This is a genomic window from Planococcus sp. NCCP-2050, assembly GCF_023708025.1.
Lineage (GTDB): Bacteria > Bacillota > Bacilli > Bacillales_A > Planococcaceae > Planococcus.
Map to the genome: position 1 here is coordinate 312113 of NZ_BRCX01000002.1, position 25512 is coordinate 337624.

Genomic DNA, 25512 nt, shown 5'->3' on the forward strand with positions numbered 1-25512 from the left:
TCGATTAATTAACTAGCAGTAATTTTCCGGTCGCGCGGCAAACCGAGCCCGACTAAGCCGATAATCGGCAAGAACGACACCACGACCATTGTTTCGTAAACGCCGATGGAATCCATCAAGATCCCAATGACCACGCCCCCAATAGCACCCATTCCAAAAGCCAAGCCGACCGTTAGCCCGGACATCGTCCCAATTTTGCTCGGCACCAGCTCCTGCGCATAAACGACCGTCACAGAAAAGCTCAGCATGATAAAAAACCCAATCAATGCGAGCAAAATCAGCACCGCGAAAAGCGGAACATACGGAAGTGCAATGGCTAGCGGAATCGGCACCAAAAGCGACAGCACAATAACGTTTTTTCTGCCAATCCGGTCTGCGAGCGGCCCGCCGAAAAAAGTTCCGGCTGCGCCGACCGCCAAGAACAGGAAGATGTAGAGCTGCCCTGTCTGAATGGTCAATCCGTAAGCTTCCATCAAATGAAAAATGTAAAAGCTCGTCATGTTCGTGACGTAGAATGAGCGTGCAAAAATAATGATCAGCAACAATGACAACGCTGCACCAACTTGTCTTTTCGTCAGCTCCGGCAATGAAGAAAGGAGCACTTTTTTCCCTTTTTGCAGCTTTTGCTGCGCCAGCTCTTCTTTATACCAGACCGAAATCCTCGATAGGATGAAAATCCCAAGTGCAGCTACAAATAAAAACAGCGCGGCCCCTCTTTGCCCAAGCGGGACGAGGATAAAGGCACTGATCAATGGAGCGAGTGCCTGCCCAGAATTTCCGCCGACCTGGAAGATCGATTGGGACAATCCGCGCTTCGTTCCCGCTGCCATATACGACACCCGTGAACCTTCCGGATGAAATACGGCCGAACCGAATCCTAGAAAAACGACCGATAAGAGAATCATCCAATATTCCGGCGCAAAGGCGAGCCCCGCCATCCCGAGAAACGAACTGGTCATGCCGAACGGCAGCGCAAACGGCATCGGTTTCTTGTCACTTATAAATCCAACCACCGGCTGCAGGAGCGACGCGACAATATTCAACGCGAATGCGATCAATCCCAGTTGCGTGAAAGTCAGCCTCAAATCCTTCTCGAGTATCGGAAACATCGCGGGAATGACTGCCTGCAATGAATCATTCAGCAAATGGCAGGCGCCAATTGCAAACATGACCGGATAAACCGGATTTCCAGCCATGGACGAACTTATTGATTTTGCCATCAACCCGCCTCCAATTATGTATGTGCATGCTAGCCCGTTCTGACGGGTAGAAGAATTCGAAAACAAAGTCTTCTTTGTGCTTTTATTATAATCTAGTTGTGGACCAATCGACAGATTCCGGCGCAAAAAAATCCGGCTGCGGAATTTATTCCGCAGCCGGATGATTAAGCCAAACTATTTTTTGTTGAATGATTTTGCTTCCAATTTTCAAGCCGTTTGTCCAAAACAATATTGCCGAACGGGATAAACGCAGCAGCGAATGCACCAATCGAAAAACGGAACGGCCATCTGGCAATGAACGTCATATAAGCGATAAAGAGAATGTATAACGTAAATAGCGCACCGTGGATCGGCCCCACAAAGCTGACCGCTTCCGGCAAATCAACAAAATATTTCAATGGCATGGCAATGAAAAGAAGGATCAATAAGGAACCTCCTTCGATCAAGCCCATGATCCGAAAGTTTTTCAGTGAATTTTTCATCGTTCTCCCCCTTGTTTCTCTGCTTACCATTATAGGGAGAGTAGGCTTCTTGGCACAAGAGCCAGCCTCTTGATTTAGAAAATGTTCCATGAACCTCTTCAAGATTTCGCCATAGTTTCAGGCCTATTTCAACTTAATAAACAAGACCTTTAGATAGTCGCCTTCTTTAAACTCTTTTTGGACACGGAAATCTGCAGGCAAAGTGAATTCTTCTACAATGCTGTATTTCTTTCCTTCTTCTTTAAAAGCCTTATCGATAAAGCCTTTAAATTTTTTCATGCCAAATGAAGCGCTATTGGTAGAAGCAACGATGATTCCGTTCTTTTCTGTGATAGCAATGGCTTCACGCATCAAGTTGGTGTAATCTTTTGACGTGCTGAACGTGTACTTTTTCGAACGGGCAAAACTCGGTGGATCCAAGATGACCACATCAAATTTCAATTCTTTGCGCTTTGCGTATTTAAAATAATTGAAAACGTCCATGACGAGGATGTCTTGTTGTTCGTAGTCAATTCCATTCACACTGAACTGCTCGATGGTCTTGCTCGAGCTGCGTTTTGCCAAATCTACGCTCGTGGTTTTTGCCGCACCGCCTAATGCGGCAGCCACCGAAAAAGCACCGGTGTATGAGAAAGTATTTAAGACGGTTTTTCCTTTTGCATAGGTGTCCCGGATCGTCCGGCGCACATCACGCTGGTCTAAGAAAATACCGGTCATTGCACCGTCATTTAAGTAAACGGCATAATTCATGCCATTTTCTTTAACAATCAATGGGAACTCGCCGCGTTCTCCGGCTACAAAATCATCGTCTTCAATGTACTGGCCTTTCGTGTCAAAACGTTTCTTTTCGTAGATCCCCTTGAATTCCACTACGTTCTGAAGCGCCGCAATGATGTCTTCTTTAAACGTGTAAATTCCTTCACTGTACCAGCTCAATAAGTAATAGCCGCCGTAATAATCGATCGTTAACCCTCCGAAGCCGTCACCTTCTCCGTTCACTACGCGAAAAGCTGTAGTTGCCGGATCATCGAAATAGGGCTGCCTTCTGTTAATGGATTTAGCCAACTTGCGTTCCATGAAAGCCTGGTCGATGCTTTCTTCTTCATTGCGCGTCCAGATCCATCCAAGCCCCTTATTTTGCTTGCCGTAATAGCCGCGGGCTAAAAAGCGCCCTTGCGAATCTGTCAACCTGAGAAGTGCTCCTTCTTCTTTCAACATTTGAGTATCGGCTAAAGCCTCTTTTTCGATCAACGGATAGCCTGCCGCATAGCTCGCTTTGAATTTATCATTCAATTTTACCGTAATTTCCTGTTTCATCATTTCTCATCCTATCTGTCAAAGCCCATTTGTTTTATAATAAGTGTAATACAAAGCATGGCGCATTCATACCTTCGCATACCAAACGCTTCTGCCGGATTCAGATTCATTCATCTTTCCTGAAGGAGGAATTTGCATGAAGAAAGTATTCTACACCTATGATATTCTCTTGACCACCGGCGAGTGGCTGAGAAGCATCCGCATTGAAGGGTCGCTAGAAGACAATTTCCCAGGTGTTGCCGTCAGTTTTATCCAAGTGGAAAACGAACAAGGAAAATCCATCGTGCTTAATATGTATCACATCGTAAAAGCCGAGTTGATCCATGTGGAAGAATTCTAGAAGCAGAAAAGCACGATGCTACAGAGCATCGCGCTTTTCCGCTTTTTGGATCCAGTCCCAGCCTTCGTGCATTTCTTCCATTTCAAAATGTTTAATATCAATGCCTGGAAGCAACTCTTCCAGTTTCGCTTTTAATTTGCTCCAGTCATTTTCACTGATGACCGCAAGTTTTTCAAAGTGATTCCAGCGATTGAGATCCATCTTCATGCCTTCTATGATTCCCTGAATCGTGGTATCGTCTAAATCATAGATCACCGCATAAATATTAAACTTTCCTTTTTCCGAAAATTTCTCTTGGATGATTTTATCCAGTTTCAATGCATCTTCCAAACGGGCTTTCCCGTCAAATTCCACTGCTACTGTATTCGTGTCTTGGCTCGGTGTAAATGTCAGCAAGGTTTCCACACTCCTCTTCTTCCCGCTAGTTATTCCATCTATTCCCTTTACCATAAAAATAAAACAGCAAATCATTCCAAAAGCAGCTGGCAAGTAATATATTGCATAATGCATATATCCATTTTCTACAAACTAGTGTATAATTATACTTAATTCATGCATCAGAAAGGGAGAGTACTTTATGCCGATTCCAGTAAACCACGCAAAACCTGTTCGGGTCACTGCGAAAGAAAGCGCATATCTTCAACTGCAGCAGTGGATCATCGATGGTACTTTGCAGCCTGAAGAAAAATTGACAGATACTGAACTTGCAACTGCCTTAAATTTAAGCAGAACGCCGATACGAGAAGCCCTTCAACTTTTGGAAGCACAAGGCTTCGTTGAAATGTTCCCAGGAAAAGCGACGCGCGTTACAAAAGTCGACAAGGAAGACATTAAAGAATTATTGCCCCCTCTTGCTGCATTACAGGCTCTAGCGGCTGAACTGGCCATTCCGAATTTGGACGATGAGTTGATTGAGTTATTGGAAGATACGAACCGCCGTTTTGCAGAAGCCATTAAATCCGGAGACCATTCTTCATCGCTTCGAATTGACGAGGAGTTTCATCAATATATGGTGGATGCAGCAAATAATACGTATATCACAACCATACTTAATCGCTTGCAAGCCCATGTAAGAAGACAGTTTTTCCATCATTCATTGATATTGACGATGCATTCACATGACGAACACGTGCAGATCATTGAAGCATTGAAAGAGAAAGACGGCGACAAGGCCGCTCAACTCATGAAATCGAATTGGATCCGTACCACAGACGAATTGACCCATTAATTCTCAAAGAAAAAAGCTGCAATAGAAGCATATTCGCTTCTGTTGCAGCTTTTTCTACTTTTATTTATTATAAGCTTCGTTCTGTACACCTTGGACATTGACGCTTTTTTTGCTGCGGGCAATGACTCCCGTAATCGCAATGACGATGAGTGCCGGCAACAACCAGCCGAGCCCATCCGCATAAAGCGGCAACGAGGAAGCATAGAAATCGATGATGGCTTGCAGCCAGCCCGGATTCGCTATTTCAAGTGAACTCGTCAACGTCTTAAAGCCATCAATGATAGCGATGAAAAACGTCACCGTAATCGCTGATACATAGACAAGACGGTCATGTTTGAACAATGGCGACAAGAATGCCAAGATAATCAAAACAATCGCAAGTGGGTACAAGAACATCAATACTGGAATCGAATACGTGATGATATTCGCAAGGCCCGCATTGGTAACGATCAATGAGAAGACCGAGAATATAACGACATATGTTTTATAACTAATCTTCGGCGTCAATTTATGGAAGAATTCCGCGTTCGCTACTGTCAACCCGATCGCCGTTGTCAAACATGCCAGCGTAATGATGATGGCCAGTAAAGACGCACCGAATGTCCCGAAATAATGGGCAGAAGCGCCGCTTAGTACAGGGCCGCCGGTATCCATAAGCCCTAATGTGTTTGTGCTCGTTGCGCCAAGGTAGGCAATTCCCGTATAAACGATCGCCAAAAGTGCAGCGGCCACGATACCGCTTTTCAATGTTGCGCCTAAGATTCCTTTTGGAGAATTCACACCCAATTTACGGACGGTTGCAATGACGATAATCCCGAATACTAAAGATGCCAATGCATCCATGGTGTTATAGCCTTCCGTAAAGCCTTTCAAAAAAGCGCCGCTTGCATAGGCTTCTTGAGGAGCTTCAGGTGAACCCATCGGTTTGATGATCGCCATGATCAACAAAGCCGCAAGCGTCAATAAAATCGCAGGAGATAAATACTTCCCGATATTATCAACTAATTTTGAAGGGTTTAATGAAAGCCACAGGGAAATGGCGTAAAAGATTATGGAAAAGATGATCAAGCCGATTGCCAGATTGCCTTCTCCGATAAATGGTGCAATCCCTACTTCATAAGAAACGGCTCCAGTTCTCGGCAAAGCGAAGAACGGCCCGATTGTCAGATACAATAATGCGGTGAAAACAAGCCCGAATACAGGGTGCACCCGGCTAGAGAGATCCTGCAAATCACTGCTTTTCGAATAGCCGATTGCTAAAATCCCAAGCAATGGCAGCCCTACACCCGTGATTAAGAATCCAGCAATGGCGATCCATACTTCTGATCCTGCGTATTGGCCAAGCTGTGCCGGAAAAATTAAGTTCCCTGCTCCAAAGAATAAAGCAAACAACATCATACCTACAATTGAATATTGACTAAATGATAACTTACGGTCCATCTTTTTTCCTCCTTGATGACTGAAACGCTGGCCTAAGAGGCTGTATTTCAACATTTAATGATTTCAAAATAATACTTCGTCACTCAAAATTCCGTATGCAATATATCGCTTAAAGTAATAATACAATATTTAAGCTAAAATGCAAGGAATTTTATGAAGATATTTTAAAAAATCTGTCAATTCAATAATTTTGGTTCTAAAGACCATTTTCTCGAAATAATATCACAATCAAATAAAAAACAGCTTCGCTGGCTGCAAAGCTGTTTTGCACTTGTATTTAATTGAATGAACGACTTTATTTCATTTTAATTGGGATGGATATAAAGTCATGCCACCGTCCACAAACAGTGTAGCACCGGTAACATAATCCGCTTCTGCTGAAACAAGCCAAGCCGCGGCAGCCGCAATATGTTTGAGCTTGCCGATTTTTTTCATCGGTATTTTCTCCATCGTTTTTGCCCGTTCTTCGCCTTCTTGTTCTTCAGCCGGGTTTGCCGGTGTATGGATCGTTCCCGGACCAATGGCATTGATGCGGATTCCTTGGTCGGCATATTCAAGAGCTAAAGTTTCCGTCATCATTTTGAGCCCTGCCTTTGTGACGGCATAATGGACATTGTCCACTTTTGGAATGGCTTGATGCACACTCGTAATATTGACGATGCTTCCTTGCACCTTGTTTTCTGACATATACTTGAGCACTTCCCGGCTCGCGATAAAGGCGCCGGTCAAGTTCACATCCAACACGCGCTGCCACGTTTCCAAATCCATCTCTTCTGTCGGCGCGCTTTCACTGAACCCCGCGTTATTCACCAATACATCCAGAGAACCAAAATTCTCTAATGCCGCTTCAACCAGTTTGGCGATGCTTTTTTCATTGGCAACGTCGGCTTTAACCGCCACTGCATTGCCGCCATTTTCACGGATAACAGCTACGGTATCTTCAGCACCTTCCGGATCCGTGAAATAATCCACCACCACATTCATCTTTTCTTTTCCGAAACGTTCAGCAATGCCCTTGCCAATCCCTTTAGATGCCCCAGTAACAATGGCTGTTTTTCCTACTAGATCTGGATACATTCAATCACTCCTCATTTTAATGAAATCAATACCGAAGGGCCGCTACTGATTTACTGATTGTGAGTTGGTCCATGTCATATCCTTTGCTCTTCATATAATGTTCCATGCCTCTTTTGGCGATATCGATATTGTTCTTAGGGCCGATGGTAATGTGGCTGAGCGGCAATCTCCCCTTAAAGTCCACTGCGATATAAGGGATAATGATGCCGTTTTGGGCCCTAAAGCTCACCGCCTGCTTTAATTTATCGCCTGTATCCAATAAAGCGATGCGGTATTCTTCTTCACTTTTAAAAGCAGGGTCTTTGAAAAAGACTGCGCAGCTGGAAATCACCGTAAAGAAATGCTTGGGCAATGCTTTTTTCACTTTTTGGATGTCGTGATTGATAGCCACTTTAAATGTTTCCATTAAAAAGTTCATCAATAGCAATTCCTGTTCTTTGCAATCGTATTCGACAAAGCCGTGGAGCGCCCGGTGCCCATCTGGCAAGTTCCCCAGTTTCCCCAAAAGATCTTCTGCGTAAAACCCCAGATTATAGCCTTCTCCTTTTGCGTAGTTATACCAAAGAGCCAATGAATCCCGAGAATGAGATAGAGAGAAGATATAAACTTCAAATCCGCTTTCTTCTATTTCCTTCAAAAAATGGTCCATTGCCGCTTCGAGCTCGTTGATAAATAACTTCCACAGTTCAGTTTCTGTTTGGATCTCCATCTTGCCGATTACCGTTTTCAAGACATTCGAAAAATAAATCAATTCACTCGAGTCGTTCAAAAAAGTCCCTTTACTCATCCACAAATTATTGGTTTCCACCATTCCCATCAAACTTTGCAAGCTTGTGTAGTGGTAGAGCGTCTGACCGGTTTCATACGTTTTTCGTATCTGCTTATCGAGTTGGTTCTGAAACTGCCATTCCAGCTCATCCTCCAATCGGGAGTGCCTGGCCATGGCTCCCCCCTTTCTTAAGGTTGATGGTTCCCTTATTCCCGAATCTCCTTGCCTGAAACAGCACCCGCTAATTGAAATTAGGAAGTGGTTGTTCCGGCACTGTAAACTTCTTCAAATGGCTGAACAATGACAAAACCTTCGCCTTTGAACTCCATTTGAATCGATTCCCCGCTTCCTCGGCCGATCAAGGTCCGGAAACTGATGTCAGTCTTGAATTCCGGCACCAGATTCCCTGACCAAGCAACTGTTGCATTAGGATCCGTGATAACCGATTCTCCTGGGCGTACGAGAAGTGTGAGCGGCTCGTAATGGGAAGTGATGGCGACTCGGCCTTTCCCGCTTAACTGGACATTGAATAATCCCCCGGCCATCATGCCGGCGACTTTTCGCATCAGTTTGATTTCCCATTCAATGCTCGGTTCAAAAGCTAATAAATCATTGCCGTTTACCGTAATGGATTCATTGTTCAAATCGAAGATGGTCACTTTCTTCCCTTGATCGGCTAAATACAGGCGGCCTTGCCCTGTTGCCTTCATTAATGAAGTGCCTTCGCCGGTCAATGCTTTTTTGAACATTTTGCTGACGCCATGTTCAAGCATGCGCTCACGTTCAAATTTAATCTGGCCGGTATAAGAAATCATGGAGCCGGCTTTTGCCCATACCGTATCCATTAAATTCACTTCCAATATCCGCTCGGTCTCAAGCTCGAAATAATCATTTTCCTGTTCGTCTTGCTGTGTCTTGCGCACAAATTCTGAAATTGTATAATTCCCCATGTTCCATTTCCCCTTTCAATTGGCCTGTCTTCATTTACGGATAGCGGGTTCGCAGGTTTCAAACAAAACTCGCCAGAATATTTTGCAGCGCCTGCCACCCGAAATATAAACCAAAACCGATGAGGGCGAAGCCTGCGCAAATTGAAAAGACTTTCATAAATTTATGCCCCGCAAAATTTTTGCCAAAATGAACTGCTGCCGCAACGATTGCGTCCCAGATTGCGATGCCGATGAAAATGGCGCTGCTGTAAAAAAGGACACTTCCACCGCTTTTGCCTTGAAGCGTGGACGACAGGACCGCTCCGTATATGCCTACCCAGAAAAGGATATTCAATGGATTGGAAATCGCAATGGCAAAGCCGGACCAAAAGCAAGCCGCCAGTGATTTATTTCCCGCCCTTCTTCCCGGGTCCAAGTCAAAAGGTGCGGCCGCCGACCGAATGCTATCCATCCCTAAATAGACCAGCACGATGAAGCCGATGCTCCACATTACGGTTTGCGCAGCAGCCGTCATCAACATAGCGGCTATTCCAAAATAAATCAGCAGCATCAAGAGAATATCCGCTGACATGCCGCCTAACCCGACAAACCAGGCGGGCCAAAAACCGCCATGCATCCCTCTTTTCACCATCTCAATCGTGATTGCGCCGACCGGAACAGAAAGCGAGAACCCAAGAACGACAAACCCCAACAAGTCTGCAGCCATCACCGCACCTCCATCATTGCCTTGGCGTTTTGCTTCCCTTATCCATTTTCCTTCGAGCTTAAACATCGATTCGTTTAAGACCGGATCGAATTCCTTTCTAAGCCGCAGCCCCTCGCTTTTCGCTTAAAATGATGTAGAATTATTTACAATGAAGCTTAACCGCTTTGTTTCGCATTTCAATCGGAAGGCGCGATCGCTTATGAAGTTTTTCATTATCTTTATTCAGTTTCTCGTTTTATACGGGTTTTATTTAGCCGGTGAATGGCTGGGCGACTTCCTGCATTTGCCGCTTCCCGGCAGCATCATCGGGTTCTTGCTGTTATTCTCAGCTTTAGCCTTGAAAATTTATCCCCTTCGCTGGATCGAATCCGGTGCCCAGTTCCTGCTCGCTTTCTTGTCGCTTTATTTCATTCCCGCGACAGTCGGCGTTATGAACTACGGCGATGTCTTTACAGGAAAAGGCATCTTGCTGATTGTCATTGGCGTTTTCAGCACACTTTTGACGATGGCTGTATCCGGCTATCTTAGCCAGCGAACGGCGCATTCCCCTCGCGAAAGAGAGGTGGACTGACCATGGCTGTTTTTCTTTTATCCTTGCTGTTTGCCGGGCTGACAATCGGCCTTTACCTCGTTTTAAACAGTCTATATGTCAAATATAGATGGACCATTCTGACGCCGGTCTTGACTACGACAGTTGCGTTGATTGCTCTCTTGCTCGTTTTCGACATTCCTTATGACCGCTATATGCTTGGCGGCCAGTGGATTGGTTCACTGCTCGGGCCGGCAGTTGTCGCTTTAGCAGTTCCACTCTATAAGCAGCGCGATTTGCTGCTGCAAAATTTGCTGCCGATTGTCATCGGTGTTTCGGGCGGTGCTGCAGTCGGAATGTTCAGCGGCATGCTGCTCGCCCAGGCTTTTCAGTTTTCGGAAGAAGTCGTGCTGACCATCTTACCGAAATCCATCACCACTCCGGTGGCGATGCAACTGGCAGAAGGCTTTGGAGGCATTCCTTCGCTGGCAGCTGTGTTCGTCATGGTAGCCGGATTTACCGGCATCCTGGCTGGCCCTTGGCTTTTGAAAGTGCTGCGCATCGACTCACCCATTGGGCGCGGCATCGGCCTCGGCTCCTCAGCTCATGGCCTTGGGACTTCGAAAGCATTTGAATACGGACCCGAAGAAGCGTCCATGAGCTCTGTTGCGATGACATTAAGTGCGGTTGTCGGCTCATTTCTCGGTCCCGCTATCGTTTGGCTGTTCTTTTAGCGAAGAACAGCTTTTTGTTTTGGCGAAATTGCGCGCGATTATTTCGAAATGCGCGCGTTCAGCTCTAAATACGCGCGTTGGTTTGAAAATGCGCGCGTTCAGAAAGATTTGCGCGCGCTCAAACAAAAATACGCGCGTTCAGCCGAATCCACGCAAAAAGCCGGCGGAAAATGAAGGATTTCATCTTCCACCGGCTTGTTCACAGTCCGATATCTCTTTTGTTGTAGCCGATACCGCCGGCAATCGCCAATAGGACTGCAATTCCTGTCAGCACGGCGGCTGTTCCGAAATCCATCGATTCGATCGGCCATCTGGGGATGTGGCCGAATGGTGAAATTTTCACCACCCATTCCGGAAATTGAAACAGGCTGCCCATGTAAACCACCACAAAGGAAAACGCCAAATAAAGCCAGACAAAACCGGTCAACGATTTGAACCACCCCATTAACAAGGCCGACAAGCCAATCATCGCCCAAATAGCAGGCAAATAGACGATGGCTGCATAATAGAAAGTGGAAAGCGGCAGTGTTTCGTCCATCAACGAATTGCCGACGATCCCCATTCCGAGGCCCGCCATGGAAGTCATCACAATGCTGATAAGAAAAGCGAGCACCAAATAACTTCCCATCAAACGGGTTCTCGATACCGCTCTTCCCAGGAGATGTTCGATACGGCCATTTTTTTCTTCACTCTTTAATTTCAAAAAGGCCAGGAGAGACGGAATGGCACCGATAATCGCGAGCACAGACATCAAAATCGGCAAAAATTGTTCCACTAGAGTAAAGCCTTCCTGGACGACCAGCAGCTCCTGCATCAAATCCACATCGGCGAAAAAGGCTTCTAAGTCTCCAAGCACCGAGCCATAAGAAGCTCCGAGCACGAACATGCCGATCGCCCAAGCGATGATTCCGGTGCGCTGCAAACGGAACGCCAAACCGAAAGGGCTCAACATTGCCGGAGATGCGTGGGTCCGGCCCGTTCTTGCCGGAAAGAATCCTGAACCCAAATCACGGATCGAATTCAAGTAAAGGGCGAGTCCTGAAATTGCCAAAGCCACACCAATGGTCAATAAAACCGGCCACCAGTAGTTATTGACGTAGACTTCCGAGCGGACTGCCCAGCCAAGCGGCGAGAACCAGGACAAGACTTCGTTGCCGACATCTCCAATCCCTCGGATCAAATACGCGAGCACCAATACAGCTACTGACCAGCCAAGCGTTCCCCGCGAACTTTGAGACAACTGGGCAAATACGGCCGTAATAGCGGCGAACACAAAACCTGTTGAGCCTAAAGCTGCCCCGTATAAAAGAGAGCCTTCCAAATCCATGCCTTCAATTCCGAGCGCATACAAACCGAAACCGATAATTAAAGTGAGCAGGACATTGACTGCCAGCATGACCCATAAAGTCGACTGCAATCCGGACAACCGGCCAACCGGAAGTGATCGGATCATTTCTGTTCGTCCGTCTTCTTCCTCTGCACGGGTATTCCGCGTCACCAGCAACACACTCATCAATCCGACAACGACTGCGGTCATCAAGAGCATTTGATGCGCCATCATGGCTCCGTTCGTGTAGTTCGCCAGACCGAATCCTGGTCCTACCATCGCGGTCATCGCCGGGTTCTTCATCGTTTCCGCGAGCGCTTGCCGTTCTGCCGCATTTTGATACAAATCGGTAAAAGCGGCGGCGGTGGCCAATGTCATCAGCGCAAAGCCTAGGAGCCAAGCGGCAATCCGGATGCGATCGCGCCGCACGATTAACCGAATCAGCTCACCGGTTCCGTCAAAAAGGTGATTAGCCACGGTGTACCGCCTCCTCCGCTTTCCGGTCCACTTCGCTGCTTTCTTCGTAATGGCGCATGAACAATTCTTCCAATGTTGGCGGAGCGCTTTCCATCCGGACGATGCCAAATTCGCTGACATAGCGGATCACACGATCCAATTCCTCCGCATCCACTTGGAAAGAAAGGGCATCCCCTTGTTCCTTGATGCCTCGAACTCCTTTGACTTCATGCAATAAAGGCATCGGCCGTTGTGTTTCGACAAGCATGACCGTCCCTGTCAAATGCCGGAGATCCTGCAAGCTGCCGGTTTCGATAATTTTCCCTTGCCGGATGATCGCCACTTTATCGCATAATTTTTCCACTTCCGATAAGATGTGGCTCGACAATAAAATACTTTTCCCTTGTACTTTCGCTTCCATGACACATTCTTGGAAGATGCGCTCCATCAACGGATCCAAGCCTGAAGTCGGTTCATCCAGAATATACAAATCTGCGTTAGACGAAAAAGCGGCAACCAGCGCGACTTTTTGCCGGTTCCCTTTCGAATAGGTCCGGCATTTTTTGGTCGGATCCAAATCGAATCGACGGATCAATTCGTCTCTTCTCCCCTTATCACCGTTTCCATTCAACTTCATGAACAGGTCGATTACTTCACCGCCCGTCAAATTTGGCCATAAGTTCACATCTCCCGGTACGTACGCCACCCTTTTATGAATGTTCACCGATTCTTTCCAAGCATCCATCCCAAAGATTTCCGCTTTGCCGGAACTCGCTTTTAAAATCCCTAACAGCACTCGGATTGTCGTCGATTTACCGGCGCCGTTCGGACCGATAAAGCCGTACACTTCACCTGCGCCTACCTCAATGTCTACGCCGTCTAGCGCTGCAAAATCACCGAATATTTTCGTCAGCCCGCTAGTTTTCAATACGCTCATCACTTTCACCCCTTACTTATAAAAGCTGCGTTTTAAAATATCCAGGTATTCATAAAACTCCTCCCAATACGGATCAAAATCGATCGCTGCCATCTTCTGCCCTTCCAGCTTTCGCAGCAGTTCATTTTGATAGCCCTCAATAGCCCAGCGGATTAAATTGAAGGTCTTTTCAACATCCATCTCTTGCTTGAACAATGATTTGTCAATTCCTTCATAAAGCAGTGCATAGCCCAAGCGCTGTAATTCTTTGAATTGCTTTTGCAGATCTTCCGGCAGCTCCAGCTCCTTTTCGAGCATCACCATCCCGATAAAATTGAATACATGCCTGTTTTCCGTCTGCGCTTTCAACTTCACTTTCGACGCCTGTTTAAACCGTTCGATAAAATCCCTTTCTGACAGGTCCACCAAATTGAAATATTCTTTTACAACGAGATCAAAACTATAACTCACCAAATGATGGAACAATTCTTTCTTGCTATTAAAATAATAAAACAACATGCCTTTTCCGATTCCAGCCTTTTTGACAATGCGATTAGTGGAAGCGGTATCGTATCCATATTCCGCAAACTCTTCCAATGCCGCTTCTAGAATGGCCTGTTGTTTCAACACATCTAAACTTTTGAATTTCTCCATATTTCGTTCCCCGCCCTCTTTAGACCATCTTGGTCGACTCTAGAATACACCTTTCGACCACGATGGTCAATAGAATAAAAAGAATTTTGAAACAGGTTTGATTTGCGCAATTAAATGATATGTTTTGAATAGAGTATTTATAAAAGAAAGGGAGATTGAAATGAAGAGGTTATTCACGAACAAAGGGTTGGCATTGATAGCGGGAACGCTTTCCTTGTCATTATTGGCTGCTTGCGGCAACGAAGAAGAAACGGTTAAAGAAGAAGCGACAGCATGGGATGAAATTCAAGAAGAAGGTACGTTGAATGTGGCGACATCCGGCACCTTATTCCCCACTTCTTACCGCGAAGAAGGTACAGATAAATTGACCGGCTTCGAGGTGGAAGTTGTACGGGAACTGGGGGAACGCTTGGAACTTGAAATTGAATTCACCGAACTCGGGTTTGACGAAATGCTGACTTCCGTACAGACCGGGCAAGTGGATCTTGCTTCTAACGACATTGAGATTACGGAAGACCGTGAAGAGAAATTTACTTTCTCAACACCTTTTAAATATTCATACGGGACAGCCATTGTCCGTAAAGACGATTTGTCAGGCATCGAAACTTTGGAAGATTTAAAAGGCAAGAAAGCAGCCGGCGCCTCTACTTCCGTCTATATGGATACAGCACGTGAATACGGCGCTGAAGAAGTTGTCTACGACAACGCTACGAACGAAGTCTACCTTCGCGACGTGGCAATCGGTCGCACGGACGTCATTTTGAACGATTATTACCTGCAGACTTTGGCGATCGCAGCTTTCCCGGAACTGGAAATTACGATTCATCCGAACTTGAAATACAGCCCTTCTGATGTCGGCGTGGTAATGAACAAAGATCATCAGGAACTGGCTGAAAACATCAATGGCGCTATTGAAGAAATGCTTGAAGACGGCACAATCGCGGAAATTTCCGCTGAATTCTTCAACGGAGCAGATGTTACCCAGAAAGTTGAAATCGAGGAATAAAAGCAAAGAGGGACCGCGAGCAGCGGTTCCTCTTTTTCTTTTACGATCAAATACTTTTTCAAAAAACAGATTTTTCTATACATCGGAGCGTTTATGCTGAATTTTTTTAGGGAACATCCAAATAAATACATATGAGGTGGCTATCTCTAATTCATACATAAGAGAGGATGGTTCAATTGGCCAATTTTACTGCGTTGGATTATGGAATTTTAATTGCTTACTTGTTAGTTGTAGCGGTACTTGGTGTTTATGTAGGAAGAAATCAGCATTCAACCAAAGATTATTTTCTCGGCGGCCGGAAAATTCCTTGGTGGTCCATCGGCATATCAGTGATGGCTACCCAAGCCGGCGCCATAACGTTTATCGGAACTCCCGGCTGGGGTTACGAAGGCGGGTTGGAAAGAATCACCACATTCATTAATGTTCCGCTGGCAATGGCTTTCCTAATTGTCACGATTGTCCCTTTTTTCTACCGGACCAATGTCTACACTGCTTATGAATACCTCGAAAAACGATTTGATAAGAAAACCCGCCTCTTAACGGGGAGCTTATTTTTAATCTCCCGCGGCCTGGCGACAGGAATCACGCTTTTTGCCCCGGCTTTGGTCCTTTCCGTCATTACCGGTTGGAATATCAATTTCACCATTATCTTGATGGCTGTTCTATCGATTGCCTATACGGTTTTTGGTGGAATTTCAGCGGTTATTTGGACTGACGTCGCCCAGATGATTGTTTTATGGTTCGGGGCTATCATCAGTGCGATTGCCATCTACTTGCAAATTCCCGGCGGATGGAGTGAAATCCTGCAAGTTTCATCTGATGCCCAATTGCTCGATGCTTTTGATTTTTCATTTGATCTGAGTGTGGAATACAGCATCTGGGCCGGGATATTCGGCGGCTTTTTCCTTCATGCTGCTTACTTTGGCGTGGACCAAAGCCAGATTCAGCGCGTCTTGACTAGCAAATCCGTAAAAGAAAGCCAATATTCTTTGATTTTCACTGGTTTTTTACTGGTTCCTCAAATGCTATTATTCCTTTTCATCGGGGTCATGTTATATGCATTTTACAGCCATACCGGCGCTCCCCAATACGATGACATCAACGAACTATTTCCCCGGTTCATCGTCAATGAATTGCCTGCAGGCATTTCGGGCCTTATCATTGCCGGTGTATTTGCTGGTGCCATGTCGAGCCTTGACTCGGCTTTAAACTCACTGTCAGCCGTTTCAATCCAAGGCTTTTATAAAAAGTATATGAAGAAAAATGCTTCAGAAGCCCATTATTTGTCAGCTTCACGCTGGGCAACGATTCTTTGGGGAATTTATGCCATGGTCTTCGCTTTCTTCGCCGGAAATCTCGGACCGTTGATTGAAGTCATCAATAAGATCGGCTCTTATTTTTATGGTTCTTTGCTCGGCGTTTTCATCCTGGCTATTTTCACGAGAAGATCAAACGGCCTTGGTGCATTCACCGGTGTCATTGCTGGTATGATTTCCGTGCTCCTCGTCGACCGCCTGGCCGATATTTCTTATCTCTATAATAATTTGGTTGGGGCTGTCGTGGCGGTAGCGGTCGGCTATTTCGTCAGCTTCCTGTCCGGCAAACCTGATGCCGAACAATTGGATCAGTACACCTATATCTGGAACAAAGAAGAAGCGAAGAAAGTATTGGATAAGCGTTCAGCCGAAGCCATAGAAGTAATGGAACAAGACAGCAAAGGCATGAAGAAATGGCCATTTATTTTGATTGCCTATTTCTTCTTGCTGGTCGGCTTGCTCATTCTTCTGCAAATCGCTTATTGAAGGGGGAAATAATCATGGAGAAGTATTGCTTAAAACCGGAAGTGGCCCAAGCTGCAGCTGTCGAAACAATGCATGAACATATCGCAAATTGGATTTCGAAATGGTTTAATGGCAAAAAGAAATTAAGATCCATCGAAATGGTGTTTTTGCCGTATTATATTTTCCCCTATCAATTGCAGAGCCGTTTCATCAACGAAACAATCGACGGATTGATTGGCATCGAAACTTATGAAAGCCATTCTGTCATTCTTCCAGTAGAGCAGAGACTGGATGAATTGAAAGCGGGGGTTCCGGTTCTGCCTATTGGAGAAGAAGCAAATCCGACGCTTGCCTATGATGCGGTCTACAGTGAAGCTTTCATCAAGGAAAAGCGCCGGAGCAGCATTCGGCTGGAAGTCGGGAGCCCTTTTCTGCTCTATGTACCGTACTGGATTGGCTATTTAAAAGGAAAAGAAACGGATATGCTGGTGATCGACGGCTTGTCCGGTAAGATAGATATAAAATTAAAAGATTCCGTGATGAAAGCCTTTTTAAAAGAAGCTGAACTACAAAGCAAGCCCACCGGTGCCGAGACAGGAGTCATATGATTCGCCGCACTTAACCAGAAGGAGCTGCCGCATAAGTTAAGAATAACTTATGCGGCAGCTCCTTTGTTTTATTTCCATTTTTCGCCTTTAAAAGAAAAGCACGTTTCGATCAAGAACTCCGACGTTCCATCAAATTGATCCCAATGCCCATGCAGACAACGCCGAATAGCAAGAGAATCGACAACGGTTCACTCAGTTCTTGCCAACTTCGGTTATAGATGGCGACGCCTTTCAGTGCATCCAATCCGTAAGTGATCGGCAGGATTTTGGAAATCGTCAATAAGATGTTGTTGCTGACCAATTCAATCGGCCAAAACGCGCCGCCGATCATGGCCATGCCTGTTGCGATAATCGGAACGATCGCTTGAAGCTGCTGCGGTCGGCTGACAAGGCTCATCACAAGCATGCTGAGTGCGACGATAGCGAACGTATAGCAAGCGATAATCAGCAAGATGGCACCGAAACGGTCACCCACATCAAATCCGAACGCATACTTGAACAAAATGAAAATCAAGGAAATCTGCACATACCCGATGGTAAAGCTATACGCCAGATGGCCAAGATAGATCTCCCATTTCCCGACTGGCGATAAGATCAAACGATTCCAGGTGCCCATTCTTTTTTCTTCTACAATTTTCATCAAACTAAACATGATGGTATAAACCGAGAAAAACAGCGTCATCCCAAACAGCAGCTGCAATTGGTTGTCGTACTGAAATTCCGCCTTGCCGTCCAAAGTGGAAGTCGTTACTTGGAGTGCGGGTTCTTCCAAACCAGCTGCCACTTCTGTCCGGATATCGCCTCCGGCTATTTGCTGTTCGATTTGCTGAAATCGTATTTCCTCGCGGTATTTCCGATCCAAAAATGCTTCCAGGACAAAGCGTCCCATATCGTCTGCCGCCAGCACAATCCGGTAATCGTCATCCATGAGTCGCAACGCAAGCGGGGTATCCCCTGCGGAAACCGCTTCACGCACCTCATTTTCATTCATCAATTCAAACTTAAACTCTTCCGATTCATTTAACGAAGCCACCCATTCTTCGGCCTCCGCTACAGGCAATGATTCATCAGCATAAGCAAGAATAGCCGACCTTTCCGCCGGATTATTGCCGGCCAATGCTGCTACAAAGACAATGGTCATGACCAAGAATGACAAGACCATGACTGGGGCCCGGCGAAATCTTTGCCACTGCAATAGAAATACTGATTTCATGCTTACGCCTCCCCTTTTCTTGGAAATAACAGAAAGCTTAAAACGAACAGGATGACCGTTGCCAATAGAACCCGGCTAAGCGGTTCCCAAAGCAGGCCGATATCCAAGTTTTGCACCCACAACAGAAAAGCATTCAAAGAAGCACCATTCGGCGTCCAGCTTCCCAATTGCCGGATGAAAACAGGCAAGCCTTCAGTCGGTGTAAAGCTTCCGCCTAAAAAGGCGAAAATCGTGACAATGCCGCCTGAAAACACCGTAGCGATGGTGTCATTATTGAACCGCATCAGTAAAGCCGTTAGAAATGCCGCAATCGCTCCTACACATAGCGCCAAACAAAAAGCGATCAATAGCATGCCTGGCCAAAAGGACAGATCCGTCAAATCGAAGGCTTGAAAAATCAACGATGAAAAGAAGAACAAAATACACAACTGGAAAAAAGTGACCAATGTTGCCGAAATGGCTTTTCCTCCAAGATAAGCGAAGGGATGGCGGTCTGACAGCAAGATCCGATTAAAGACAAATTGCTGTTTTTCCACAAAAGCAATGCCGGCGATGGAACCGCCCACAAAAAGCGCAAACATAACCGCCATGCCAATCGTATAGTATTGGAAAGAACTGATTGGCGCGACAGCAGAGACGCTTTCCACCCCTCCGATTTCGGATGGGGTTTCACTAGCTGCACGCTCTCCGTTTGCTGCTTGCGTAATCGCACTTTCAAAATTCAGCGACCAAACAAATTCGTCCAAAATATTCTGGAACACTCCAGACTGCGTTTCTGCATAATCGGAAATCATCAATTGAAGCTCACTCCCGTTGCCTATGCCCAGCATCATTTTTTGCAAGGCATCGAACGTGAAGTTTTCAGGGAGTGTGAGAATGGCGACGATCTCCTCATCTTCGAGCGCACGTTTAGCGGCGGCCGAATCCATTTCCCTCGCCGTTACTAAACTGCTCAAACTTTCATCTTTCAAAACTTCCTGCAGCAGAGCCGAAGGGCTCATTTCTTCTGCTGCCGCTATCATGCCGTTTTGCGCTTCAGCTGGCAGTTCCGAAGTCTCCAATACCCCTTTAAAGCGGCTGAGTCCTTGCTGCTCGTCGTCTTCCTGGACAACCGCGACTTCCATCGACAGGACTTCCGAATTCCCACTAAGAAGCCCGCTTAATGCAAAGCCCAGAATCGCAATCAAAATGAACGGCATTGCCAAGAGAATGATCAGCTCAGTCCGGTCGCGAAATAAAACAAGCAGGTCTTTTTTCAAAAACGTAAACATGGGACTGCCTCCTCAATCTCTCAGTTTCCGGCCGGTCAAATGCAAAAACACATCTTCGAGGCTCGGGGTCTGGACGTTGACGTTGATGATTTGTGCTTGATGGTGCTCAGAAGCCTGAAATACTTCGCCTAATATCCGGCTCCCTTTCGGAATAATGAGCTTAATGCCTTTTTCAGTCCCCGCTGCCTGTTTGATTGTTTTAATCTTTTGCAGCTCTTTGAAAAATTCGGGATAGGGCCGGTCCAATTCAATCCATACCGTTTCTTCACTTGAAAGGATGCTTTTCAGCTCTTCTTTTGTCCCGCTCGCAATGATTTTCCCGTGGTCCATGATATAAACCCGATCGCACAACCGCTCCACTTCTTCCATGTAATGGCTCGTATAGAGGACGGTCAGTCCCTTTTCCTGATTGAGTTCCCGCACCATTTCTAAAATGTGGCTCCGGGATTGCGGATCGATTCCGACAGTCGGTTCGTCCATAATAATCACTTCAGGTTCATGCATCATTGCCGCAGCAATATTCACCCGGCGCTTCATCCCGCCGGAATAGGTTTTAACAATTTCTTTTTGCCGCTCAACCAAGCCGACCAAATTCAAGGAACGTTGGATCGCATCTTCAAGGGCCTTTCCCGAAAGGCCGTAGATCCGCCCAAAGAACTTTAAATTTTCATACGCCGTCAATTCCCCGTAAAGAGCGATTTCCTGCGGTACCACCCCTAGCACCCGCCTCATCTCACTTGGATTCTTAATCACGCTTTTCCCGTTAAGCCGCACATCTCCAGACGTCGGTTTCAATAAAGTTGAAATCATGGAAATCGTCGTGGATTTTCCTGCGCCGTTCGGCCCGAGCAACCCGACCGATTCCCCTTTGTCTAAATACAAACTGGCCCCTTCCACGGCGGTCTTGCCTTTGAATACCTTTTTCAGTTCTTCGGTTTCGAGCAAAATCTCCCTCTCCTTTCGATCTTGTGAACCCAGTGTATGTAAAAAAAGACAGTGCGCCCACTGTCTTGCGTCATTACTTTTAGAAAATGCCATGACTTCCGTCATTTTTTGTTAAACAAGGCCATGGCGGATGGCGTAAATCGCAATCTGGGTGCGGTCGCGAAGCTCCAATTTGTCCAAAATCATACTGATATGGTTTTTAACCGTCCCAACGGATAAAGCCAGTTCATCGGAAATTTCCCGGTTGCTTCGCCCTTCACCGATTCGGCAAATGATATCGAGTTCCCTCGGCGTCAGCGACTCGAGCACCTTTTCTTGAACAGGCTGTTTAATCAATTTCGGCATAATATTGGCAGCCACTTGGTCCTCCAACACCAAACCGCCTTCTAAACAGCTTCGGATGGATCGGATCAACTCTGACGTATCGGCATCTTTTAACATATAACCACAAGCGCCGCTCTTCAGCGCTTCGAGCGCATATTCATCATCATTGAAAGTCGTTAAAATCAACACTTTGCATTTTGGCCAGCGCGAGAGGATGATGCGCGTCGCTTCAAGCCCATCCATCTCAGGCATCCGGATATCCATGATGATCAGATCAAACGCTTGGGTTTCACATAGCGCGACTGCCTGTTTTCCATTCACCGCTTCTCCAGTCACTTCAATGCCGGGGGCGGTTTCAATCATCATTTTCAACCCTTGCCGCACCATCGCCTGGTCCTCTGCTAGTAATATTCGGATCATTCCAATCCACTCTCCTCATCCGTTAATGGCAACGAACCGCTAACGACAAACAACCCGTTTTCCGGCCCTGCCCTGAATTCACCACCGATTTGCTCGATTCTCTCCCGCATGGAAGACAAACCGAACCCTTCATGAAATGAAATCGTACTTGCTGCTTTATTGGTGATTACGAAACGGAACACTTTTCCTGCAGGCGCTTCGAAGACAATATCCGCTTCCCGTGCGCCGCTATGCCGCATGATATTCGTCAATGCTTCTTGCACTGCCCGGTAAACAATCACCATCTGGTCATTGCTGAGAGGCGCAGATAAAGCGCCATGCTTAACCGCAAATTGGATGCGAAGAAAGTTTTCAGCTTCCAGTTTGCGGATCAAACTGATGATTGCCGTTACGCCTCCCGGTTCATCGTGTTTCAAGGTTTTCACGGCGCTGCGTGTTTCTTCTAAGCTTTCTTTCGCTAAGCTCTTTAATTCTTCCAGCTGTCTTGCCGTTTCGCCTTCCGCTTGCAGCCGCGAGACTTCCAATTGCATCAAGAGCGCGGTCAGCTTATGGCCGACCGAGTCGTGGATATCGCGTGCAATTTGCGTGCGTTCTTCCTGCCTCGCTGCCTGTTCATTCGTCAAGAGCCGGCGCTTCATTTTCCGGTATTCACTCAACAGCGCTTCATTTCGTTCCTTCAGTCCTTCTTCTACTACATGGCTTCTCTTAAAGAACACTAGAGCCGCACATACCATTAAACTGTAAAGGCCGATAAACACAGGTGCTAGCCCTGAATTTCCGGCTAAACTATGCAGCAAAGCGCCTGCCACCAATATCAAAGCGATTGCTATAGCCAACTTTGCAGAAAGACGATAGACCGCTTTCCCGGCAATTATAGTAAATACCAATAGCGGATATGGATTCAAGGCCCCTTCTTGTTGCGGCCAGAAAATGAGGATCGCCAATAGCGCCATCAATGCCAAATTCATAAATGCGAGCAATGGCGTTTTCCTTACTAAAGGCGCTAAGAAGAAAAAACCGAAAAACAATGCACTTCCAAGGATGCGAAGCGGCAACTCACTCATATCAACCGATAACTGGACAATTCCCATCGTCCAGGAAATCCCTAACACCATTAACCAAAACCAATAGGACCGCATGTAGCATTTCGCCTCCAGCGCGTTAAATTTTTTACTGCTTTTAAATTTCATTCATCCGAAAATCTCTAATCTACATACGAGAGCCGCCAAGCTTCCGTTTCAAGATTCCTTCGATTCTTACAATAAATATTCTTTAAATTCCAGCGCATCCTTTCACGTTCATCTATTAAGACTTATACTGGATAAAATAATTAAAATAATCTAATTAAGAGGTGGCAATATGGATTTTTCTTTTTCTCCACTTAGCGACCAAGCGATTGTCATTGAAGTCGGAAACGAAATTAATGAATCTGCACAAAAAGCCGTACGCACCATTTCGGCATTGCTTGAAGCTTCTCCTCCTTCCTGGCTTATTGAAACCATTCCAGCTTTTACAACAGTCACTGTTTTTTATGACCCGATAAAGGCTTTATATGGAACAGTTAAATTAGAACTTGAAGAGTTGTTCAGCCAAACTGGAGAAGAACTGGCTGTAACCCCGAGAACTGTTGAAATTCCGGTTTGCTATGGCGGTGAGTTCGGTCCTGACTTGGAATTTGTAGCTGAGCACAACGGACTCACCCAGCAGCAAGTCATCGATTTCCATACAGGCGGCGAGTATTCCGTCTACATGATCGGCTTTGCCCCGGGCTTTCCTTTTATCGGCGGCATGTCTGAGAAAATTGCGGCGCCGAGGCGGGATTCTCCGAGACTTCGGATTCCAGAACGCACCGTCGGCATTGCCGGCATGCAAACAGGAATTTATCCGATTGAAACTCCCGGCGGCTGGCAATTGATCGGTCGTACGCCGATGCGCCTTTTCCGTCCGGAAGAGGAAATTCCAAGTTTATTGCGCGCTGGCGATAAAATCGTTTTTACGCAAATTACAGAACAAGAATACGCTTCTTGGAAGGAGGATCGCCATGCTGAAAATCCTTAAAGGCGGGCTTCAAACCACTGTCCAAGATCTTGGCCGTTCCGGTTTTCAGAAATACGGCGTCATCGCGAGCGGTGCGATGGACCCTTTTGCCCATCGGATAGCGAATCTTCTTGTCGGCAATGCGGAACAAGAAGCCACACTCGAAATTGCTTTAGTAGGTCCGGCCATTGAATTTCAAGAACAAACTTTTATCGCCATATGCGGCGCTGACCTTTCGCCAGAAATCGACGGCAGCCCGGTCAAACTATGGCGCACTCTTTCAGTAAATAAAGGAAGCGTCCTGAAATTCGGCGCTCCCCGCTCTGGCTGCCGCACTTACTTGGCCATCGCTGGGGGAATTTCCCTAACCTCCGTCATGAACAGCAAATCGACTTATTTGCGGGCAGGAATCGGTGGATTTAAAGGGCGTGCCTTAGCCGCTGGCGATGAGCTGCAAATTGAAAAGCTAAGAGACGAGGCAGCAGATGCGCTAGCCAAGGCTGCTCATCAAGAAGTGGAATGGCAAGTTCCTGCCTATCGCTACTCAACTGAGCCCGTTGTCCGTTTGATGCGCGGCCGCCAATTTCATTTATTCGACGACATGAGCCAGAAGCAGCTTTTTACCGAAGCTTTTTCCATCTCGACCGATTCGGACCGTATGGGCTACCGCTTGGAAGGTCCGCGCTTGTCATTGATTGAACCAAAGGAATTGATTTCGGAGGCTGTCGCTTTCGGATCCATCCAAGTACCGGCTGATGGCAATCCGATTATCCTACTTGCAGACCGGCAGACGACAGGCGGCTATCCCAAAATCGGACAGATTGCTTCCGTCGACTTGCCGCTCGCCACTCAATTAAAGCCTGGTGACCGGATTCGCTTCAAAGAAATCACGCTCGAAGAAGCACAAAATCTTTTTCTTGAACAAGAACAGCAGATCCGCCAATTAAAGCTTGGCATCCAATTGAAAAGGGAGGAATGAACATGAGCTATAAAGTGGATTTAAACTGTGATATGGGAGAAAGCTTTGGCGCTTATCAAATGGGGAATGATGCGGAGATTTTAAATTTCGTGACTTCTGCCAACATAGCCTGCGGCTTTCATGCCGGTGATCCGGCAACGATGCGGAAAACGGTGAAGATGGCGTTGGATAAGAACGTCGGCATCGGCGCCCACCCCGGATTGCAAGACCTTGTCGGTTTCGGCCGCCGGAATATGGCGATTTCGCCGCAAGAAGCATACGACTTGACGGTTTATCAAATCGGCGCCTTATCCGGATTTGTCCAAGCCGAAGGCGGACGCTTGCAGCATGTGAAAGCGCATGGCGCCTTGTACAATATGGCGGCTAAAAATGCGGTGCTTTCTGAAGCGATTGCAGAAGCCGTCTATAAGATTGACCCTGAGCTGATCTTATTCGGCTTATCCGGCAGCGAATTGGTGAAAGCCGGTGAAAAAGTCGGCTTGCGGACAGCGAGCGAAGTCTTTTCAGACCGCACTTACCAACTCGATGGCAGTTTGACGCCGCGTACAGAAGCGAATGCGCTGATTACCGATACAGACTCGGCACTAGAACAAGTGATTCGCATGGTTAAAGAGAACAAGGTAAAGACGCTGCAAAATCAAGACGTCGAATTGAAGGCAGAAACCATTTGCATTCACGGTGACGGCGTGGCGGCGTTGGAATTTGCTGAGAGCTTGTCGAAGTCGCTGAGCCATGCAGGAATCACGATTCAAAAAGTGGAGGAATTCATTTAAAGGAGGAGGG

General features: G+C 46.5%; 27 protein-coding genes. 10 read left to right on the forward strand and 17 right to left on the reverse strand.

Annotation, left to right across the window (positions count from 1 at the left end; genetic code table 11):
* Positions 1-8: 8 nt before the first annotated feature.
* The 3 genes from NFU07_RS10885 to NFU07_RS10895 form a co-directional block, all read right to left on the reverse strand.
* Complete coding sequence (locus NFU07_RS10885; protein WP_251477979.1) at positions 9-1220, reverse strand: MFS transporter; 1212 nt, start codon at positions 1218-1220, stop codon at positions 9-11.
* 164 nt (positions 1221-1384) lie between these two features.
* The gene (locus NFU07_RS10890; RefSeq protein WP_251477983.1) at positions 1385-1702 is read right to left on the reverse strand and encodes a DUF3817 domain-containing protein; all 318 of its coding nucleotides are present in this window, start codon (positions 1700-1702) and stop codon (positions 1385-1387) included.
* 123 nt (positions 1703-1825) lie between these two features.
* Positions 1826-3019 carry a class I SAM-dependent rRNA methyltransferase gene (locus NFU07_RS10895; protein WP_251477986.1) on the reverse strand — a complete coding sequence of 398 codons (1194 nt, stop codon included), beginning with the start codon at positions 3017-3019 and terminating at the stop codon, positions 1826-1828.
* Between the two features lie 136 nt (positions 3020-3155).
* On the opposite strand from NFU07_RS10895, the gene NFU07_RS10900 reads away from it, so the two are divergent.
* On the forward strand, positions 3156-3359 hold the full coding sequence (locus tag NFU07_RS10900) for a hypothetical protein (RefSeq protein WP_251477989.1): 204 nt from the start codon (positions 3156-3158) through the stop codon (positions 3357-3359).
* 18 nt (positions 3360-3377) lie between these two features.
* On the opposite strand, the gene NFU07_RS10905 is transcribed toward NFU07_RS10900, so the two are convergent.
* Positions 3378-3755 (reverse strand): SpoIIAA family protein, encoded by a 378-nt coding sequence (locus NFU07_RS10905; protein WP_251477992.1) that lies wholly within the window; start codon positions 3753-3755, stop codon positions 3378-3380.
* A gap of 181 nt (positions 3756-3936) precedes the next feature.
* Here NFU07_RS10905 and NFU07_RS10910 point away from each other — a divergent pair, with 181 nt between their 5' ends.
* The gene (locus NFU07_RS10910) at positions 3937-4587 is read left to right on the forward strand and encodes a GntR family transcriptional regulator (RefSeq protein WP_251477995.1); all 651 of its coding nucleotides are present in this window, start codon (positions 3937-3939) and stop codon (positions 4585-4587) included.
* Between the two features lie 60 nt (positions 4588-4647).
* Here the strand turns inward: NFU07_RS10910 and brnQ are convergent, their stop codons facing one another.
* The 5 genes from brnQ to NFU07_RS10935 form a co-directional block, all read right to left on the reverse strand.
* Positions 4648-6027 (reverse strand): branched-chain amino acid transport system II carrier protein, encoded by a 1380-nt coding sequence (brnQ, locus tag NFU07_RS10915; RefSeq protein WP_251477999.1) that lies wholly within the window; start codon positions 6025-6027, stop codon positions 4648-4650.
* Between the two features lie 300 nt (positions 6028-6327).
* A complete protein-coding gene (locus NFU07_RS10920; protein WP_251478002.1) occupies positions 6328-7104 on the reverse strand; it encodes a glucose 1-dehydrogenase in 777 nt (258 codons plus the stop codon).
* Between the two features lie 25 nt (positions 7105-7129).
* Positions 7130-8047: a DUF2971 domain-containing protein gene (locus NFU07_RS10925; RefSeq protein ID WP_251478005.1), complete on the reverse strand. Its 918-nt coding sequence runs from the start codon at positions 8045-8047 to the stop codon at positions 7130-7132.
* Positions 8048-8124: 77 nt separating this feature from the next.
* Entirely contained in the window at positions 8125-8823 is a 699-nt protein-coding gene (locus NFU07_RS10930) for an AIM24 family protein (protein WP_251478008.1), read from the reverse strand.
* A gap of 58 nt (positions 8824-8881) precedes the next feature.
* Positions 8882-9529, reverse strand: a complete 648-nt coding sequence (locus tag NFU07_RS10935) for a LysE family translocator (protein WP_251478011.1) — start codon at positions 9527-9529, stop codon at positions 8882-8884.
* A 199-nt stretch (positions 9530-9728) separates the two neighbouring features.
* On the opposite strand from NFU07_RS10935, the gene NFU07_RS10940 reads away from it, so the two are divergent.
* Positions 9729-10100 carry a CidA/LrgA family protein gene (locus NFU07_RS10940; protein WP_251478015.1) on the forward strand — a complete coding sequence of 124 codons (372 nt, stop codon included), beginning with the start codon at positions 9729-9731 and terminating at the stop codon, positions 10098-10100.
* 2 nt (positions 10101-10102) lie between these two features.
* Positions 10103-10792: an LrgB family protein gene (locus NFU07_RS10945; protein WP_251478017.1), complete on the forward strand. Its 690-nt coding sequence runs from the start codon at positions 10103-10105 to the stop codon at positions 10790-10792.
* Positions 10793-10991: 199 nt separating this feature from the next.
* Here the strand turns inward: NFU07_RS10945 and NFU07_RS10950 are convergent, their stop codons facing one another.
* Genes NFU07_RS10950 through NFU07_RS10960 form a run of 3 tightly spaced genes read right to left on the reverse strand, consistent with a single transcriptional unit; the run spans position 10992 to position 14145 of the window.
* Entirely contained in the window at positions 10992-12596 is a 1605-nt protein-coding gene (locus NFU07_RS10950) for an ABC transporter permease (protein ID WP_251478018.1), read from the reverse strand.
* Positions 12589-13512: an ABC transporter ATP-binding protein gene (locus NFU07_RS10955; protein WP_052653765.1), complete on the reverse strand. Its 924-nt coding sequence runs from the start codon at positions 13510-13512 to the stop codon at positions 12589-12591. Before NFU07_RS10955 ends, NFU07_RS10950 begins: the two co-directional genes overlap by 8 nt.
* 12 nt (positions 13513-13524) lie before the next feature.
* The gene (locus tag NFU07_RS10960) at positions 13525-14145 is read right to left on the reverse strand and encodes a TetR/AcrR family transcriptional regulator (RefSeq protein ID WP_251478020.1); all 621 of its coding nucleotides are present in this window, start codon (positions 14143-14145) and stop codon (positions 13525-13527) included.
* A 160-nt stretch (positions 14146-14305) separates the two neighbouring features.
* Between NFU07_RS10960 and NFU07_RS10965 the strand changes: the two genes are divergently transcribed.
* The 3 genes from NFU07_RS10965 (at position 14306) to NFU07_RS10975 (ending at position 17540) form a co-directional block, all read left to right on the forward strand.
* On the forward strand, positions 14306-15151 hold the full coding sequence (locus tag NFU07_RS10965; RefSeq protein WP_251478022.1) for a transporter substrate-binding domain-containing protein: 846 nt from the start codon (positions 14306-14308) through the stop codon (positions 15149-15151).
* Between the two features lie 176 nt (positions 15152-15327).
* A complete protein-coding gene (locus NFU07_RS10970; RefSeq protein WP_052654697.1) occupies positions 15328-16953 on the forward strand; it encodes a sodium:solute symporter family protein in 1626 nt (541 codons plus the stop codon).
* A gap of 14 nt (positions 16954-16967) precedes the next feature.
* Complete coding sequence (locus NFU07_RS10975; protein WP_251478025.1) at positions 16968-17540, forward strand: hypothetical protein; 573 nt, start codon at positions 16968-16970, stop codon at positions 17538-17540.
* Between the two features lie 109 nt (positions 17541-17649).
* Here NFU07_RS10975 and NFU07_RS10980 read toward each other — a convergent pair whose 3' ends face one another.
* The 5 genes from NFU07_RS10980 to NFU07_RS11000 all read right to left on the reverse strand — a co-directional run bounded on the left by NFU07_RS10980 (position 17650) and on the right by NFU07_RS11000 (position 22852).
* Positions 17650-18753 carry an ABC transporter permease gene (locus tag NFU07_RS10980; protein ID WP_251478027.1) on the reverse strand — a complete coding sequence of 368 codons (1104 nt, stop codon included), beginning with the start codon at positions 18751-18753 and terminating at the stop codon, positions 17650-17652.
* 2 nt (positions 18754-18755) lie between these two features.
* Positions 18756-20024, reverse strand: a complete 1269-nt coding sequence (locus NFU07_RS10985; RefSeq protein ID WP_251478029.1) for an ABC transporter permease — start codon at positions 20022-20024, stop codon at positions 18756-18758.
* Between the two features lie 12 nt (positions 20025-20036).
* Entirely contained in the window at positions 20037-20969 is a 933-nt protein-coding gene (locus tag NFU07_RS10990; protein ID WP_251478031.1) for an ABC transporter ATP-binding protein, read from the reverse strand.
* 111 nt (positions 20970-21080) lie between these two features.
* A complete protein-coding gene (locus tag NFU07_RS10995; RefSeq protein ID WP_251478032.1) occupies positions 21081-21713 on the reverse strand; it encodes a response regulator transcription factor in 633 nt (210 codons plus the stop codon).
* Positions 21710-22852 carry a sensor histidine kinase gene (locus NFU07_RS11000; protein WP_251478034.1) on the reverse strand — a complete coding sequence of 381 codons (1143 nt, stop codon included), beginning with the start codon at positions 22850-22852 and terminating at the stop codon, positions 21710-21712. Before NFU07_RS11000 ends, NFU07_RS10995 begins: the two co-directional genes overlap by 4 nt.
* 220 nt (positions 22853-23072) lie before the next feature.
* On the opposite strand from NFU07_RS11000, the gene pxpB reads away from it, so the two are divergent.
* The 3 genes from pxpB to NFU07_RS11015 are packed head-to-tail and all read left to right on the forward strand — an operon-like array spanning position 23073 to position 25502.
* A complete protein-coding gene (gene pxpB / locus NFU07_RS11005) occupies positions 23073-23771 on the forward strand; it encodes a 5-oxoprolinase subunit PxpB (protein ID WP_052653789.1) in 699 nt (232 codons plus the stop codon).
* Positions 23755-24729 carry a 5-oxoprolinase subunit C family protein gene (locus NFU07_RS11010; protein ID WP_285835955.1) on the forward strand — a complete coding sequence of 325 codons (975 nt, stop codon included), beginning with the start codon at positions 23755-23757 and terminating at the stop codon, positions 24727-24729. Before pxpB ends, NFU07_RS11010 begins: the two co-directional genes overlap by 17 nt.
* Before the next feature lie 2 nt (positions 24730-24731).
* On the forward strand, positions 24732-25502 hold the full coding sequence (locus NFU07_RS11015) for a LamB/YcsF family protein (protein WP_052653795.1): 771 nt from the start codon (positions 24732-24734) through the stop codon (positions 25500-25502).
* The last annotated feature ends 10 nt before the right edge of the window (positions 25503-25512 follow it).

Excerpts from the sequence above, each read along its gene's own strand:
- NFU07_RS11000 (WP_251478034.1), bottom strand. The coding sequence starts at position 22,852 with ATGCGGTCCTATTGGTTTTGGTTAATGGTGTTAGGGATTTCCTGGACG.
- NFU07_RS10895 (WP_251477986.1), bottom strand. The coding sequence starts at position 3,019 with ATGAAACAGGAAATTACGGTAAAATTGAATGATAAATTCAAAGCGAGC.
- NFU07_RS10940 (WP_251478015.1), top strand. The coding sequence starts at position 9,729 with ATGAAGTTTTTCATTATCTTTATTCAGTTTCTCGTTTTATACGGGTTT.
- NFU07_RS10920 (WP_251478002.1), bottom strand. The coding sequence starts at position 7,104 with ATGTATCCAGATCTAGTAGGAAAAACAGCCATTGTTACTGGGGCATCT.
- NFU07_RS10900 (WP_251477989.1), top strand. The coding sequence starts at position 3,156 with ATGAAGAAAGTATTCTACACCTATGATATTCTCTTGACCACCGGCGAG.
- NFU07_RS10910 (WP_251477995.1), top strand. The coding sequence starts at position 3,937 with ATGCCGATTCCAGTAAACCACGCAAAACCTGTTCGGGTCACTGCGAAA.
- NFU07_RS10925 (WP_251478005.1), bottom strand. The coding sequence starts at position 8,047 with ATGGCCAGGCACTCCCGATTGGAGGATGAGCTGGAATGGCAGTTTCAG.
- brnQ (WP_251477999.1), bottom strand. The coding sequence starts at position 6,027 with ATGGACCGTAAGTTATCATTTAGTCAATATTCAATTGTAGGTATGATG.
- NFU07_RS10935 (WP_251478011.1), bottom strand. The coding sequence starts at position 9,529 with ATGGCTGCAGACTTGTTGGGGTTTGTCGTTCTTGGGTTCTCGCTTTCT.
- NFU07_RS10960 (WP_251478020.1), bottom strand. The coding sequence starts at position 14,145 with ATGGAGAAATTCAAAAGTTTAGATGTGTTGAAACAACAGGCCATTCTA.
- NFU07_RS10890 (WP_251477983.1), bottom strand. The coding sequence starts at position 1,702 with ATGAAAAATTCACTGAAAAACTTTCGGATCATGGGCTTGATCGAAGGA.
- NFU07_RS10965 (WP_251478022.1), top strand. The coding sequence starts at position 14,306 with ATGAAGAGGTTATTCACGAACAAAGGGTTGGCATTGATAGCGGGAACG.
- NFU07_RS10930 (WP_251478008.1), bottom strand. The coding sequence starts at position 8,823 with ATGGGGAATTATACAATTTCAGAATTTGTGCGCAAGACACAGCAAGAC.
- NFU07_RS10975 (WP_251478025.1), top strand. The coding sequence starts at position 16,968 with ATGGAGAAGTATTGCTTAAAACCGGAAGTGGCCCAAGCTGCAGCTGTC.
- NFU07_RS10995 (WP_251478032.1), bottom strand. The coding sequence starts at position 21,713 with ATGATCCGAATATTACTAGCAGAGGACCAGGCGATGGTGCGGCAAGGG.
- NFU07_RS10945 (WP_251478017.1), top strand. The coding sequence starts at position 10,103 with ATGGCTGTTTTTCTTTTATCCTTGCTGTTTGCCGGGCTGACAATCGGC.
- NFU07_RS10885 (WP_251477979.1), bottom strand. The coding sequence starts at position 1,220 with ATGGCAAAATCAATAAGTTCGTCCATGGCTGGAAATCCGGTTTATCCG.
- NFU07_RS10955 (WP_052653765.1), bottom strand. The coding sequence starts at position 13,512 with ATGAGCGTATTGAAAACTAGCGGGCTGACGAAAATATTCGGTGATTTT.
- NFU07_RS10985 (WP_251478029.1), bottom strand. The coding sequence starts at position 20,024 with ATGTTTACGTTTTTGAAAAAAGACCTGCTTGTTTTATTTCGCGACCGG.
- NFU07_RS11010 (WP_285835955.1), top strand. The coding sequence starts at position 23,755 with ATGCTGAAAATCCTTAAAGGCGGGCTTCAAACCACTGTCCAAGATCTT.
- NFU07_RS11015 (WP_052653795.1), top strand. The coding sequence starts at position 24,732 with ATGAGCTATAAAGTGGATTTAAACTGTGATATGGGAGAAAGCTTTGGC.
- NFU07_RS10980 (WP_251478027.1), bottom strand. The coding sequence starts at position 18,753 with ATGAAATCAGTATTTCTATTGCAGTGGCAAAGATTTCGCCGGGCCCCA.
- pxpB (WP_052653789.1), top strand. The coding sequence starts at position 23,073 with ATGGATTTTTCTTTTTCTCCACTTAGCGACCAAGCGATTGTCATTGAA.